Origin of the sequence: Pseudomonas parasichuanensis, assembly GCF_021601385.1 — a bacterium.
GTDB lineage: Bacteria > Pseudomonadota > Gammaproteobacteria > Pseudomonadales > Pseudomonadaceae > Aquipseudomonas > Aquipseudomonas parasichuanensis.
Map to the genome: position 1 here is coordinate 190,698 of NZ_BQHO01000008.1, position 15,157 is coordinate 205,854.

At 64.8% G+C, this 15,157-nt stretch carries 10 protein-coding genes; 5 read left to right on the top strand and 5 right to left on the bottom strand.

Going from position 1 to position 15,157, the window contains the following annotated elements; genetic code table 11:
- Nucleotides 1-23 precede the first annotated feature (23 nt).
- The 4 genes from L6D77_RS09505 to L6D77_RS09520 all read left to right on the top strand — a co-directional run bounded on the left by L6D77_RS09505 (nucleotide 24) and on the right by L6D77_RS09520 (nucleotide 3,362).
- A complete protein-coding gene (locus L6D77_RS09505) occupies nucleotides 24-1,469 on the top strand; it encodes a curlin (protein ID WP_232881567.1) in 1,446 nt (481 codons plus the stop codon).
- A gap of 113 nt (nucleotides 1,470-1,582) precedes the next feature.
- The gene (gene alkB, locus L6D77_RS09510) at nucleotides 1,583-2,227 is read left to right on the top strand and encodes a DNA oxidative demethylase AlkB (protein WP_232881569.1); all 645 of its coding nucleotides are present in this window, start codon (nucleotides 1,583-1,585) and stop codon (nucleotides 2,225-2,227) included.
- A gap of 82 nt (nucleotides 2,228-2,309) precedes the next feature.
- Complete coding sequence (locus L6D77_RS09515) at nucleotides 2,310-2,696, top strand: VOC family protein (RefSeq protein WP_232881571.1); 387 nt, start codon at nucleotides 2,310-2,312, stop codon at nucleotides 2,694-2,696.
- A gap of 96 nt (nucleotides 2,697-2,792) precedes the next feature.
- The gene (locus L6D77_RS09520) at nucleotides 2,793-3,362 is read left to right on the top strand and encodes a hypothetical protein (protein WP_236170039.1); all 570 of its coding nucleotides are present in this window, start codon (nucleotides 2,793-2,795) and stop codon (nucleotides 3,360-3,362) included.
- 42 nt (nucleotides 3,363-3,404) lie between these two features.
- On the opposite strand, the gene L6D77_RS09525 is transcribed toward L6D77_RS09520, so the two are convergent.
- The 4 genes from L6D77_RS09525 to L6D77_RS09540 form a co-directional block, all read right to left on the bottom strand.
- Nucleotides 3,405-5,084 carry an MFS transporter gene (locus L6D77_RS09525; RefSeq protein ID WP_232881574.1) on the bottom strand — a complete coding sequence of 560 codons (1,680 nt, stop codon included), beginning with the start codon at nucleotides 5,082-5,084 and terminating at the stop codon, nucleotides 3,405-3,407.
- Nucleotides 5,085-5,256: 172 nt separating this feature from the next.
- Nucleotides 5,257-6,036, bottom strand: coding sequence for an alpha/beta fold hydrolase (locus L6D77_RS09530; RefSeq protein ID WP_232881576.1), 780 nt, complete (start codon nucleotides 6,034-6,036; stop codon nucleotides 5,257-5,259).
- A 90-nt stretch (nucleotides 6,037-6,126) separates the two neighbouring features.
- The gene (locus L6D77_RS09535; protein ID WP_232881578.1) at nucleotides 6,127-6,549 is read right to left on the bottom strand and encodes a VOC family protein; all 423 of its coding nucleotides are present in this window, start codon (nucleotides 6,547-6,549) and stop codon (nucleotides 6,127-6,129) included.
- 48 nt (nucleotides 6,550-6,597) lie between these two features.
- The gene (locus L6D77_RS09540; RefSeq protein WP_232881580.1) at nucleotides 6,598-7,524 is read right to left on the bottom strand and encodes an alpha/beta fold hydrolase; all 927 of its coding nucleotides are present in this window, start codon (nucleotides 7,522-7,524) and stop codon (nucleotides 6,598-6,600) included.
- A 232-nt stretch (nucleotides 7,525-7,756) separates the two neighbouring features.
- Between L6D77_RS09540 and L6D77_RS09545 the strand changes: the two genes are divergently transcribed.
- A complete protein-coding gene (locus L6D77_RS09545) occupies nucleotides 7,757-12,724 on the top strand; it encodes a dermonecrotic toxin domain-containing protein (RefSeq protein ID WP_232881582.1) in 4,968 nt (1,655 codons plus the stop codon).
- 4 nt (nucleotides 12,725-12,728) lie between these two features.
- Here the strand turns inward: L6D77_RS09545 and L6D77_RS09550 are convergent, their stop codons facing one another.
- Nucleotides 12,729-15,152, bottom strand: coding sequence for a UvrD-helicase domain-containing protein (locus L6D77_RS09550; RefSeq protein ID WP_236170040.1), 2,424 nt, complete (start codon nucleotides 15,150-15,152; stop codon nucleotides 12,729-12,731).
- Nucleotides 15,153-15,157 lie beyond the last annotated feature (5 nt).

A 15,157-nucleotide genomic window follows, 5' to 3' on the forward strand; every position in this document is an offset into this window, starting at 1 on the left:
TCGACACCGCAGGAGGCTACACCATGTACAAGCTCGCCCCCCTGAGCGCCGCCATTGTCCTGGCGCTGGCCGGCCAGGCCATGGCCGACGACAGCACCTCTACCCAGACCCAGCAAGGCAACAAGAACATTGCCGAAGTCAAACAGACCCAGGCCTCGTATGCCTCGGCCAGCCAGAGCCAGACCGGCCGCGACCACAACCACATGGCCGTGCAGGACAACAGCACCAGCGACATCCAGCAGATCGCCACCGGCTCGCTCAACGCCGGCTACGCCGAGCAGCTGTTCGAGAACGGCAGCCAGATCACCCAGCTGTCCGGCGGCACCCTCAACGATGCCTTCGCCAGCCAGTCGGTGGGCGAGAACAACCAGGCCCTGCAGATGCAGGAAGGCACCGGCAACCGCTCGGTGATCTGGCAGGACACCCAGCTCGGCAGCCAGGCCACTACCCAACAATCTGGCCAACGCAACGACGCCACCATCGAGCAACTGTTCGGCGGCAGCAACAACCGCAGCCTGGTCAACCAGAGCGGCAACGACAACCAGGCCGCCGCCGAGCACCTCACCCACCAGGACGGCGACATCGCCATCTACCAGCAGGGCCGCGAGAACTGGGCCTATGGCGACCAACGCAACGGCTTCGGCGGCACCATCGGCATCGACCAGTCCGGTACTGGCCATTCGGTGGAAGTGTGGCAGGACAACCAGACCGCCAGCCAGGCCAGCGTCTACCAGACCGGCCAGCTCAACGAAGGCTATATCGACCAGAGTTTCGGCGAGGGCAACAGTGCCACCCTGAGCCAGAACGGGCGTGCCAACGCCAGTTGGTCGGACCAGTTCGAGACCAACCAGTCGGTCACCAGCATCTCGCAGAACGGCAACAACAACCTGCACTTCACCTACCAGACCGGTGACAACCACAGCCTGACCATCACCACCCAGGGCAACGGCAACAAGATCCTGGCCAGCAACTGGAAGGGCGAAAAATCCGGTGGGCAGTTCGGCACCGACCAGCGCGCCGAAATCAGCCAGGTCGGCAACCTGAACAGCGTCAACCTCAACCAGAAAGACACCGGCCAGTTCGCCAAGCTGAGCCAGAACGGCAACCGCAACACCATGGAAACCAAACAGGCCGACACCAACAACGAGCTGTATTTCGAGCAGAACGGCAGCGACAACCTGCTGATTGCCGACCAACGTGGCACCGCCAACTACGCCGAGGGCATTTCCGCCGGCAACGGCGGCACGGTCAACATCGACCAGTCCGGCAGCGGCAACCAGAGCTACACCTACCAGCTGTACGGCAGCGGCAACCAGGCCACCATCAAGCAGACCGACGGCGTCAACGTCGCCTACGTGACCCAGGGCGGCAACGCCAACCAGGCCTTCGTCGACCAGAGCGGTGCCAGCCAGACCGCCAGCATTACCCAGTACGGCAACACCAACATGGCCACCGTCACCCAGCACTGACCCGCTCCCCCCTTGAACCGCGGTGTTCGCTCTCCCTGGCGCCGCGGTTCCTTTTTCCCTCACCTGGCAACAGCGCTACACTGGCCGCCTGACCTTCCCGCGACCGCCGCCTGATGATCCAGTCCGACCTTGACCTGTTCGGTCCCCAGCCACAGCGCCTGGCCAGCCATACCGTGCTGCTGCCCGGCTTCGCCCTGGGCGAAGTCGAAGCCCTGCTCGATGCCCTGCGCCCGGTGCTGCGCGCAGCGCCGTGGCGGCACATGCATACCCCCGGCGGCCAGCGCATGGCGGTGGCGCTGAGCAACTGCGGGGCGCTGGGCTGGGTCAGCGATGAGCGCGGTTACCGCTACAGCCCGCTCGACCCCCTGAGCGGCCAGCCCTGGCCAGCCCTGCCGCCGGTATTGCTGGCACTGGCCGGGCGCGCGGCCGCGCAGGCCGGGTTCGAAGGCTTCGTGCCCGACGCCTGCCTGATCAACCACTACCTGCCCGGCACCCGCCTGAGCCTGCACCAGGACCGCGACGAACGCGACTTCGGCCAGCCGATCGTGTCGGTTTCGCTGGGGCTGCCGGCGGTGTTCCTGTTCGGCGGGCTGCAACGCAGCGAGCGCACCCGGCGCATCGCGCTGACCCATGGTGACGTGATGGTCTGGGGCGGTGAAGACCGCCTGCGCTTTCACGGCGTGCTGCCGATCAAGCCCGGCGTGCATCCGCGGCTGGGGGAGCGGCGCATCAACCTGACCTTGCGCAAGGCGGGCTGAGACGACTTTAGCGGCCCACGCTGGTCAAAGCCCGGCGACCGTCTTTACTTGCTGTAACACCCACCCACAACGGTGTGCGCCTATGAAGATCGTGGTCACCAGCATCCTCGTCGACGACCAGGCCAAGGCCTTGGCGTTCTACCACTACGTGCTGGGCTTTGAGCCCAAGCATGACATCCCCATGGGCAAGCATCGCTGGCTCACCCTCACCTCCCCCAACGACCCCAACGGCGTCGAGCTGCTGCTCGAACCCGACGCGCACCCGGCAGCCAAGACCTACAAGACCGCACTGAAGCAGGACGGCATCCCTGCCACCTCGTTCAGCGTGCGCGATATCCAGGGCGAATACACCCGGCTGTGCAAGGCCGGCGTGCAGTTCACCCAGCCGCCCACGGATGTGGGGCCAGTCACGGTGGCGGTGTTCGACGATACCTGCGGCAACCTTATCCAGATTGCGCAACGCCACTGACCCTGACGCTATCGGGCAACGCCACAGTGGCGTCGCCCTTGCTCGCTCCGCTACATTGCTCGATCCCGCTCAGCGCAGCCACAACAAGGAAAAACCATGCGCTATGAATTCAGCGAGGTCCTCAACGACCTGGTCGACTATTTCCTGCTCGGCGACATTCAACTGCTCGAGCAGTTCAAGCACGAACACGAGCTGCCCGACGATCTGGCCCGCGCCTTCACCACCGGTGACAGCGGCGACCTGGCAGTGCGCGAAGGTGTAATTTTGCCGTTGGCCGGTATCGACAACCTGCCCTACCGCATCCTCTTCACCCTCGACCAACGCACCCCGGCCCTGCTCGAACCGGGCAGCCGCCTCAAGCACCGCCGTAGCGGCCATGTGCTGCGGGTAGAAAACCGCGCACTGATGCTGTTCACCTGGCGGGTGCTGCAACATTTCACCAACAAGACCTTGGGTGACCTGCTGGCGCGCTACCAGGAGCCGGCGCGGCCGATCATCGAGCTGGACAATGGCATGTATGAGGTGGAGGTGCTGGCGGGCGCGCTGGTGCGCGACGGGCTGTACGAGCCGGCGTTCGAGTTCGTGCTGAAAAAGACCTACAGCCACGCCGGCAACGTCGAGGTCGATACCGGTTATCGCTATACCCTGCGCGGGTACTTCGACTGAAGCCGACCCTCGCGGGGCATGCCCCGCGAGGGTCCTGGCCAATCAATGGCTGATATCCCGGTCCTTGGTCTCTGGCAGGAAGAAGGTGCCCAGCACCGCCGTCATCACCGCGATCACGATCGGATACCACAGCCCGTAGTAGATATCCCCGGTCGCCGCCACCATGGCGAAGGCCACGGTCGGCAGGAAACCGCCGAACCAGCCATTGCCGATGTGGTACGGCAGCGACATCGAGGTGTAGCGGATGTGCGCCGGGAACAGCTCCACCAGCCAGGCTGCGATGGGCCCGTAGACCATGGTCACGTAGATCACCAGGATGGTCAGCAGCAACAACACCATCGGGTAGTGGATCTTCGCCGGGTCGGCCTTTTCCGGATAGCCAGCCTCTTTCAACGCCGTGCCCAATGTGCCCGTGAAGGCGTCGTTCTGCGCCTTGAAGTCCGCCGCCGCCAGGCTGCGCCCGTCGAAGCTGGGCAACACTCGCTCGCCGATGCGCACCTGGGCCACGCTGCCGGGCTCGGCGGCCTGGTTTTCGTAGGGGATGGCACGCTTGGCCAACAGGCTCTTGGCGATGTCGCACGAGCTGGTGAAACGGGCCTTGCCCACCGGGTCGAACTGGAAGGAACACTGTGCAGGGTCGGCGACCACCACCACCGGGTTCTGCTCCTGGGCGACGAACACGTCCGGATTACCGTACTCGGTCAGGCCTTTGAAGATCGGGAAGTAAGTCAGTGCGGCCAGGATGCAGCCCGCCATGATGATCGGCTTGCGCCCGATGCGGTCGGACAGGCTGCCGAACAAAATGAAGAACGGCGTGCCGATGATCAATGACCCGGCGATCAGCAGGTTGGCGGTCTGCGGGTCGATCTTGAGCATCTGCAGCAGGAAGAACAGGGCGTAGAACTGCCCGGTGTACCACACCACCGCCTGCCCGGCGGTGCCGCCGAGCAGCGACATGATCACCACCTTGAGGTTGTCCCAGCGGGCGAAGGATTCGGTCAGCGGCGCCTTGCTGGCCTTGCCCTCGGCCTTGATCTTGAGGAACACCGGCGATTCGTTGAGCTGCAGGCGGATGTACACCGAGATCGCCAGCAGCAGGATCGACAACAGGAACGGCACCCGCCAGCCCCAGTCCTCGAACGCCTCGCTGCCCATCAGGGTGCGGCAACTGAGGATCACCAGCAGCGACAGGAACAGCCCAAGGGTGGCGGTGGTCTGGATCCACGCGGTGAAGAAGCCGCGCCGTCCTTTCGGGGCATGTTCCGCCACGTAGGTGGCCGCGCCGCCGTACTCACCACCCAGCGCCAGCCCCTGCAGCAAGCGCAGGGTGATCAGGATGATCGGCGCCGCCACGCCGATGGTGGCGTAGTTGGGCAGCAAGCCCACGATCGCGGTGGACAGGCCCATGATCACGATGGTGATGAGGAAGGTGTGCTTGCGCCCGATCATGTCACCCAGGCGGCCGAACACGATGGCGCCGAACGGCCGCACGGCAAAGCCGGCGGCAAAGGCCAGCAGTGCGAAGATGAACGCGGTGGTTTCATTGACCCCGGCAAAGAAGTGCTTGGCGATGATCGCCGCCAACGAGCCGTATAGGTAGAAGTCGTACCATTCGAACACCGTGCCCAGGGAAGACGCGAAGATGACCTTGCGCTCCTCCCGGGTGATGCCACGTTGGGGCGCGCTACTGCCCGAAGATGCGCTGCTGTCGAGGACCGCCATGGGTCGCCTCCGTGAGGATCAGGTAGGCCAGGTTGCTCAACAGGTTTCAGGCGCGCACCCGGGCCGTAGGGCTTACAGGTTGCGGCGAAGCACGACGGGGCGCTGCCCCGGATCGCGGCAAGGTAATCAGAAGCATAATCGGCTTTTGCGGGATATCCATTCGCCAGCACGATCAGCCGAGAAACCGCAGCACGTCCTCAAGCACAAGCTCGGCCTGCTCACGATGGGGCACATGCCCGCAATCGGCCAGCACCCGCATGCGGCTCGGGCCGCCTGCCAGGCGCGTGAAGCGTTGGGGATGGGCCAGGCTGCCGAACTCGTCGTTGTCGCCGTGCAGGCTGAGCAGCGGGCAACGTAACTGCGCGAGCAAACCATCGAGGTGCCAGTCGGCGAAATCGGCCGACAGCCAGTTGTCGACCCAGGCGCGCAGCACCCACTCGGCCTTGTCGCCGTGGTAACGCGCCAGGCGTTCGAGCTGCCCTGCTTCGGCGAACTGGCGATCGGCCGCGCGGATGCCTTCGAGGGTACGGTCTTCAACGAAGGCCTGGGCCGATTCGGTCACCAGCCCCCGGCAATGTTCGGCGAAGGCGGCCGCGCAGCCGACCGCCATGCCACCGCCAACGCTGTGGCCGAATACGATGAAGTCATCGATGGCCAGCTGCCTGCGCAGCGCAGCGAAGCCTTCGTGCGCCTCGGCCTCGACGAAACCCCGGCGCAGCTGACCAGGGTGCGCGGCGGAACGCCCGAAGCCCAGGCGGTCATAGGCGATCACCCGGTGCCTGCTAGCCCGCGCCAGCTGCGCGGGGAAATCGCGCCAGAGCGCCACGCAGCCCAGCGAGTCATGCAGCAGCACAATCGGCACGCCCTGAGCATTCACAGGCATCCAGCTCTCGGCATGGAGCCGGCCCGCAGGCGTGTCGATGGAATGTTGCGTGTGAGTGATGTCCGTCATCGTCCAGGTGCCCGGCTGTTCTGCGAAGCCAGCATGCTAAGCCAGGTCACGGCCTGGCGCGAGGGCGAAATCGGCTGAACGCCGGGCCATTCAGGCCGACGCGGTCACGCTCGGGCCCTTGAGCTCGACCCGGTTGCCGTCGGGGTCGAAGCAGTACAGCGAAAGCCCTTCGCCTTCGGCGCCATAGCGCTTTTCGGCCGGTTCCACCCGCACCCCGGCCTTGTGCAAGTAGTCACTGAGCGCCTGTTCATCGAAGGGTTCGACCCGCAGGCACAGGTGGTCCAGATTGTGCCCTTGCCGGCCAGGTGCCGGGCCGCCCTTGACCCCCAAGGGGCCATCGACCGCCACCAGGTCGATCATGCTGCTGCCGGCGGCCAGGTGGATCATCCCCAGCGACTCGCGCTCACGGCTTACCGGGCAGCCGAGCACATCACGGTAGAAGGCCAGGCTGCGCGGCAGGTCGCTGACACGCAGCACGATGTGATCGATATGCAGGATACGCGAAGGCAACATGGCGGCACTCCATGAACGGACGTCTGTGCACCTTAGCAGGGCCAGCGCTCATTCGTTGACCAAGCGCTGCAATCCGCCTTTTTGGTGCCGCGCCAGGGTATGCAGGATCTGCTGCGCCAGCGCCCGGTCTGGCGCCTGCAGATGGAAGTGGTGCCCCCCAGGGTGCCAGGTCACCCGCGTCTGCTCCGGCAGCGCCGCCTGGCGCCGGTCAAAGCCATCGCCCGCGAAGGCGCCCTGCTGCCCCAGCAGCAGATACAACGGGCAACGGATCTGGTGCAGCAGCTCGCAGGCCTCGCGCTCGGTCAGCGGCATGGGCTCGGGCAGGTCCAGGCGCGGGTCATGGCGCCAGCAATAGCCGTCGCCCACCTGCAACAGGTCACGCAGCGCCAGCAGCCGCGCGGCATCCGCCGGCAAGTCGCCGGCCAGGCGTCTGCGGCACTGGCCAAGGGCGTGCTCGAGGTTGTCGAAACACAGCGCCTCGGGTTCGGCAAAGCCCTGCTGGCGGCTGCGCAGCAGCATGCGTTTGAGGCGAAATGCGCGGGCCATGTGCTCGACCCGGTCGCCCTCGGCCACGGTGAACGGCACGCCCATGCCATCGAGGAACTGCAGGCTGGCGATGGCGCTGGTCAACGCCGCAAGAATCGAGGCGACGCCCGTGCCCATGCCGTGGGCGAGTACGTGAAAGCGTGACCAGCCAAGGCGTTCGACCACTGCCAGCATGTCCTCGGCGTGCTCCCACAGGTAGTAGCCACTGTCGTCGCGGCGGTGGTCGCTGCGCCCGTGCCCGATCAGATCGGGCGCCACGACGAAACACCCCTCCAGCAGGGGCGCCAGGCGCTCGAACGATGCGGCGTTGTCCAGCCAGCCATGTAGCGCCAGCACCGGGATGCCGCCTTCCGGGCCCCAGGTACGCACGGCGATCTCGATGCCGTTGATGTCGAGCATGTGGTCTTTTGCAGTCGTCGTTACAGCCATCACTTCACTCCATGGCAGGGCCCAGCAGGCCGGCTCCTTCGACACCGCAGGGTGCCGCAGGCCCCACCATCGCCCACGCGGCCCTGGCAGGCTGGCCCGTTACCGACCGTGACGTGCGCATCACCGACCACAGTATCCCCGCTGCGACACCCTGGCGCCGGCAACTATGTACCGCAGCCACGACGCGTATCCGGTGTTCGATGGCGGTCCCGCTAACTGCCAGGCAACAGCAATGGAAAACACCACCCCATACCATCAGAGCCAGATCCAGCGCCGCATCCCGGCCTGGGCCAAGCAATTGCACCCCCGCCACCTGGACCGCGTGCTGCAGAGTGCTCACAACGAACATATCGAGGAAGACGGAACACCCACTGTCTGGTTCGCCAACGCCTCAGAGGTACACCAGCAATTGCTGCGCGACGCCATCAAGGTTCGCGCGAATACACGCAAGGTCCTGAGCCAGGCGTTGAGCGAGCTGCAATCGCTAGCGCAATTCTGCGAACCGCTGCTGCAACAGAAACTGGCCATCGAGGTGCCGGTCACCCAGGCCCGGTATTGCTTCCAACCCTTCGAAAACAACCTTGGCGGATCGCTCGAAACCGTGCCTGACCTGGACTCACTCGGCCTGGGCGCTGGCACGTACGCACCGGAATGGACCAGCGAACCCGTCGGCCCCCCCGAATCACGCAGCTTGCTGGAGGCGGCCATGCACAACTTCGAGGGGATGGTCGAGGTCGGGTCCTTCAGCACCTTGCAGGTCAGCGCCAGCGATACCAGCGCCCTACCCGGCCTGAGCATGGCGCGTTTCGTTGGCGCCTGCCGCGCCCTCGACCTTGGCAAACGCTACCAGGCACATCTGGACAGCATCTTCAACGGCCAGCACAAGGCACAGGTACAGGACGCCTGGATTGGGGCGCTCAGGGCAATGCTCACGGTCAAGGCAATCATCGCCCTTGCCCGCGGTGAAATCTCCAACTCGGGCTACCAGGCATTGCGGCATTTCTGCATCGATGGCGCGACACCGCGCTATGGCAGGGATCCAGTGACGCTGCGCAACCTGACGGTGCTCGGCATGAAGGTGCATGGCGTGCTGCTGCTCGGCCCTGCCCGCAAAGACGCCGAAATCGTCGCCTACCTGCCCTTCGATCATCAACGCCCAGTGCAGGAATTCACCAACCTGCAGCAACTGAAGACCTATCTGGCCGAACAACTGCTGGATGCGCAGTACCGCCAACGCTTCGTCGAGCATGTCGCGCACAGCGACCAATCGAAGATGAGTGGACAATTGCTTGAACAGCTGTACGAAGACGACAGCGAATTCCACGGGGTGGGCGGCCTGATTCCGCTGGAGCCGTTCTGGCCCGCTACCGGTCATTCACTGGAGGGCAATCGGCCCAAGGTCTCACCAGACCTTGGTATTCGCGAGCTGCAGGTCGATCTGCCGTACTGGAAGAGCCTTTACGACAACCATGTCGCCTTTCTCATGGACAACGCCAGGGCGATCGCGGTGCCCACCGCCGATGTGAACGCCAAGGTGCGCAAGGAGCGCCTGGCGTTCTGGGAAGAGGCCGGCATGAACCTGCTCAACGTCGCCGCCATGCTGGTGCCGGGGCTCGATGCCGTCATGTTGCTGGTGTTCGCCGCGCAGGTACTGGACAACATCTACCTCGCCTACGAGGCCTGGTCGGAGGGTGATTACGCCGAGGCGGTCGAGCAGCTCAAGGCGTTGGCACTCACCGCCGGCAGCATTGTGGTGATTGGCGCCGCCGCCGCGGTGGTCAAGGCGTCAGGCTTCGTCGACTGGCTGGAACGCGTGGTATTCGGTGACGAGGAATTGCTGTGGCACCCGCAACTTACGCCCTACCACAGCCAGGTGGAGCTTTCCCCCGACCTCGAACCGGACGCAGAAGGCATCTATGAGGTAAATGGCCAGCATTATGTGCGCCTCGATGGCAAGACTTGCGAAGTCCGCAAGAACGCTGCCGGCACCTGGGAACTGGTGCATGCAAGCGACCACAACGGTTACCGCCCTATCCTTCACGGCAACGGTAGAGGTGCCTGGCGCCTGGCCCACGAACAGGTCAAGGGCTGGGAGCGGGCCAGGCTGCTACGGCGCATGGGCCCGGTCACCGAGGGGCAAAGCGATGCCGACCTGGCCGCGGCGTTCGACAGCACGGGGCTGGAACAGGGTGTACTGGAGCCGGTACTGGCCGATGGCGAGCCGGTACCGCCACAGCTGGATGATGCCTTGTTACGCCTGAGCAAGGACATGGAAGTCAGCGACATCATCGCCCGCACTCGCAATGGCCGCCCGCTGGCCGCCTACAAGAGTTACGCCATCACCGTCCTGAGCGAGTTGCCCGACTGGCCCGAAGACGTGGTGCTCAAGGTGTTCGAAGGCCCCGAAGCCTGGGGAGGTTTCAGCCGCTACGGCCGTGCACATCCAGGTGACCACGTGATCGAACTGACCAGCAGCGAACTGGACAACGGCGACCTGGCACGCCGCGTCCTCGAACAGCTCGACGAAGCCAGGATCACCCGCCTGCTGCCTGCGGGTACAAGCATGGAGCGACGCCAGCAAGCCCTGCAGGACCTGCTGGCCGATCACCTGAGCAGCAGGCGCTCGTCGCTGTTCGACAGCCTCTACATCAGCCAACGACCACCGTTGAGCCGGGCCGCCCAGGCACTGGCCAGGCAGTTCCCCTCCTTGCCCGACAATGCCCTGGAGGAAATCGTCGGCGCCGCCACCCATGCCGAGCGCACCCGCCTGCTGAATGGGCGTGTACCCTTGCGGGTCGCCCTGGAGGCACGCGCGATGCAGGCCAATGTGCGCCTGGGCCGGGCGCTCCTTGGCCTGTACCGGCCAAGCCTCGGCAACGCCGACACCCTTCTGATTCGCGACAATTTGCTGGCCCTGCACCCCGACTGGAACGATCAACAGCTGTACCAGGCGGCCATCGCCGACCGGGCCCAGGCCGCTCATCTGATCGGTCAACAGCCTGCCCGCAGGGGGTTCCGCTCGCCCATGCGCCTGAGCGCCGGGCGTCTTGGCTATCCGCTGAGCCCGGGCGTGTTCGCCTCCCGGGAAGAACGCGAACTGCATGCGTTGTTTCCGGGCATGAACGATCAGGAACGCAGGCAATTGCTGACCACCTTGCGCCGACGCGGCAACGTCACTGAGCAGATCCAGGCCTATCGCACGGAGCTTGCCACCCTGCGCGATGGCCTGGACGACTGGATCGCGCAACAGGCACCACGGTATCAGCGCCACGCCAACCAGGTAGCCTCCACCTTGGTCAGGGCCTGGCATCGACTGGAGGGTGACTCGTTGAGGCTGGCCAACCTGGAGCTGGACAGTTTGCCGCCGCTGAGGGCGCGCTTCGACCATGTCAGGACCTTGTTTCTGGACAACCTTGAAGTGCCAACCATTCCTGCCGATTACCTGCAATCGTTCCCGTCGCTGCGGCGCGTACGCGTCATCAGCAGCCCTGCCCTGGGGGTACCCTCGCTGTTCGCAGCGCTTGACCAAGCGCCACACCTCGTGGAGCTGAGCATCGAAAGCAGTGGCCTGACGCAATTGCCGGCGCAGGCTCACGAGGTACTGCCGAGGCTGACCAACCTGCGCTTTCTGGCCTTGCGCCGCAATGAGCTCGTCCTGACTGACGATGATCTGGCGCTACTGACCGGCCGCCTGCGTCTCGGGACCCTGAACCTGTACCAGAACCGATTGGTGTTGACGCCAGAGATGGCGGCGCGCTTCGACACCCTGACCGAACTACGCGAGCTGAACTTGGGCAACAACCCGCTGGGGATCTGCCCGCGGCTGCTCAACCTGCGCTGCCTGACCAACCTGAACCTGGCCAACTGCGAGCTGGTCGATTGGCCCGAAGGGCTGCAAATGTTGATGGGCCGCGAGAACTACGCCTTGCGCCAGGTTGAGCTGAGTCATAATCACATCGCCTATGTACCCGATCTCTCCAACCTCGTGGACACCCCCTTCGTCGAGGCCCTGCTCACGAGCAACGACAACGAACGCTGGCGCTTCAACTACAACCCGTTCGATGAAGACACCCGCCGGGAATTGCGCGCGGCAGGCGTGGTGGTTGAGCGTCCCGCCGTGGAGGCGCCCGCCTTACCGGGACAACGGCCGCGTAACTGGCTACAACCGGCCGACCAGGCACAGCGAGACACCTGGGACAGCCTGTTCGCCGACAATGCCAACCGTAACCTGCGCGAAGCCGTGGAGCAGGCGGGGCTGTCCAGCGCGGCACACTCCAATACCCACGGGATGACCCGACAGATCTGGCGCCTGCTGGAGGACGCCGCGGCAGACAGCGAACTGTGTGCGCGCCTCAGCGAGGTGGCAGCCCTGTTCCCGGTCAGTTGCGGTGATGCCGGGGCCGACGTGCTGAGCACCCTGCAGATCGAGGCACAGGTTTTCCGCATGACCGCCGGCCAGCCCCATGCGACCCACAAATTGTTCAGCTACTTCCAGAGCCTGTATCGTCGCGACCAAGTCAACGAGCTGGCCCAGGAGCTTTACAACGCGCGCCTGAAACGCCGCACAGGCCTGCTGGCAAGGCGACACTGGGAAGCGCTGCCGGCGGCGCAGCGTGGTTTGCAGCCTAGTGCCAGTGCGTTGCACCGCTTCGACTGGATCCCCGACAACCTGCTGCTGGAGAACCTGGGGCTGGACCTGATCGAAATCCGCCTGGCCCTGCGCACCAACCTGGCCGAAGAGCTCGATTTCACCGAAACGCAGTTACAAATGCTCTACCGCGACGCCGCTCATATTGTCGGCCCGACCGAGGATGCCGTGTTGCAGGAAGTGCTCAACCGCAACAACGACTTACCGGCAAGGCGTCAGTGGGTCTCGCGCCAACCCAGCTGGAGGCGCGTGCTGCGGGCGCAGTTCCCGGCACGGCTCGAGGCGCTGAGGTCACGCTGGGATGTGGGCATCGATTTCCTCGAATGGTGCAATGATGGCAGCACGATGGAAGGTGCCCTGGAGCCCCCCGTGGTCGACGCCCTGACCTCTGCACTGGGCGAGAGCCCGCTGGACGAGCATGGCCAACCACTGCGCCTGCAAATCAACGACGATCAGTACGTCGCCGGGATGAACCGCATGGCCTTGGGGCTTGAGGATGACGAAGACGCCCTGTACCTGGAACTGACCCGTCCTCTGGACAGCGACGCCTGACGCCTCACTGACCGCGCAGGTCTTCGAAGAAGGCCTGCCGCCCCTGTACCTGGCTCGACGCGCGCGGCTGATTCACGGCTTCGCCGTTGGGCTTTTCCACATGCCAGTAGCAGTGGCTGACTGCCCGCGTGACGGCCACGTAGGCCAACCGCTGAACCTCTTCCTGCTGAGCGGTATCGAAGGCCTGGGCATCGCCCGGCTTGCCCAGCCCCGCCAGGCGGTACACCTGGTTCTTGTAGGGCGAGCTGGTCAGGTATTGGCAGTCGCCGAGCATGAACACCGCGTCGGCCTGTAAGCCCTTGGCGCTGTGGTAGGTCAGTTGCTTGAGCCTGCGCTGCCCGGAAGGCAAGCTAGAATCTACTTTAAGTACAGAAGCTAAATGCTGCTCAATCAATAACTTATCGCTACTTTTTCGAAACAGCATCATCACTGTTTCACCCTGCTCATAGTGTTCGATCAAGGTCTGCGCCAGCGCGGCCTCGTCACGTTCGAACACCCGTACGGGCGCCAATGGCAGCACGGCCGCCTGCCCGCTGGCCTTGGCTTTCTTGCCGCTTATGGTCGGCGTGCCCTTCACCAGGTGCTCGGCGGCGTCGATGATGTGCTGCTGGCTGCGGTAGTTCTCCACCAACATTACCCGGGTGTTGGCAGGTGATGGGAAGACCTTGGTGAACTCCATGAAGTACTTGGGCGAACTGCCCCGCCAGCCGTAGATCGACTGCCAGTCGTCCCCCACGCACATCAGCGACGAATGCTGCGCCACCCGGCCAGGGTTCATGGCGGGCCCACGGCGGCGGATTTCCGCAAGGCAGGCGCGCAGCCAACTGACAATCTGCGGCGAGACATCCTGAAACTCGTCGATCATCAGATGTGCCAGCGGCCGCAGCAAAGGGTCGGGCAACAGCTGCAGGTTTTCCGGGTTGTTCTCGCCGAACAGGGCGAACATGCGGTTGTAGGTCATCACCGGCGGTGACTGGGCCATCAGCTGGGTTTCAAAAGCTTTCCAGAACAGGGCCAGCGCCTCGAAGAACGGGCCATCGCTATCACCGGGCGGGAAACTCATGGCGGCCACTGCGGCGCTCACGTCGAGGCCAAGGTTCTCGATGAAACTGGCCGCAGTGACGAAGGCGTCGAGCAGCGGCGCCGGTGCCAGCTCACCCTTGACCTTGTATTCAAAGCCAGGGCCGGCCACGGCATCCCCTGCCAACGAGGCCGCCAGGCGCCTGGCCGATGCATAGTTGTTCAGCCAGATCACCGGTTTGTCGCTGAACGCCTGGAACAGCGTGCGCTTGACCGCCCACTCCGCACGCACCGCAAGCTTGGCGCCTGGGCGCTGGTACTGGGCGCTTTCGCTGGGGTCGAAGCCCAGTACCACCCAGGCGTCCAGCCCCTCGAGGCGACCGTGTACGTGGAAACGGCTGCCACGGATCTGCACTGTGTCGCGGCACGGCTCGATGCCTTTGATCGGCCAGGCGCCGGCCGCGAACCACAGGTCCTCGATCACGTCGCACAATTCTTCGTCGCGTTGTGCGGCCAGCTGGGTAACCTGAACGCGCTTCTGCACATCCGGGTGATCCGGGTCCAGTGGCTTGAGCAGCAGCGCCTCCTGGCGCAGTTGGCCGACCAAGGCAGCGAAACGTGGGCTCTCTGCCAGCAGGTCCCGATAGGACAGGTTCAGTTGCTGACGCTGGGCGTCATTCAGGCGCAGGTCGAAGGGGTTGCTGTCGGCATTCGCCTCCCCGCCAGCAGGCATCTCGTTGCCGAGGGTTTCGAAGGCACGTACCTGAGAAAACCCCGGCAGGCTGCGCACCAGCGGCAGGATGCGCGAGTGGAAGGTGCGTACCAGCTCACGGCCCTGGGCCGGCGACAGCTCGATCTGCCACAGCGCGAACACCTGCAGCAGGCGCTGGATGAAATCCTTGCGCGACTCACGGGTGAAGGTCACCACGGTCATGGCGTCGAGCTCGAAGCCCAGGTAATGGCGCAGCAACAGGATGCGCAGCACCAGCGAGGTCGACTTGCCGGCACCGGCACCGGCCACCACGCAGGTCGACGGCGTGTCGCTGAGGATCAGCTTCCACTGCGCGGCGCTGGGCTGTGCCTCGGCCGGCAGGCGTTGGGCCACGTCAGCCCTGAAGCGTTTTTTCAGCTCGGCGGTCAGTGGCAGGCGCCAGTCGTCGAACAGCTTGTCGTCCTGGCCGGGCACCGCAGCGGTGTCCGGGCGCATATCGCGAATCACCAGGACCTGACGCCCCGCTTCGTAGCCGTCCGAACGCCCACGCTCGTAGCCGTCACGCAAACCGTCGGCATGGCCGGTGCGCTGGCCGGTGGCATGGCCAAGGAACCACGAATCGCGGTGCTGCGCCTGCAGGCGGCTGAGGCCCCGGCCAAGCAGGCGCAGCACCGCGATTCGTGGTTCCTTGGCCATGCCAC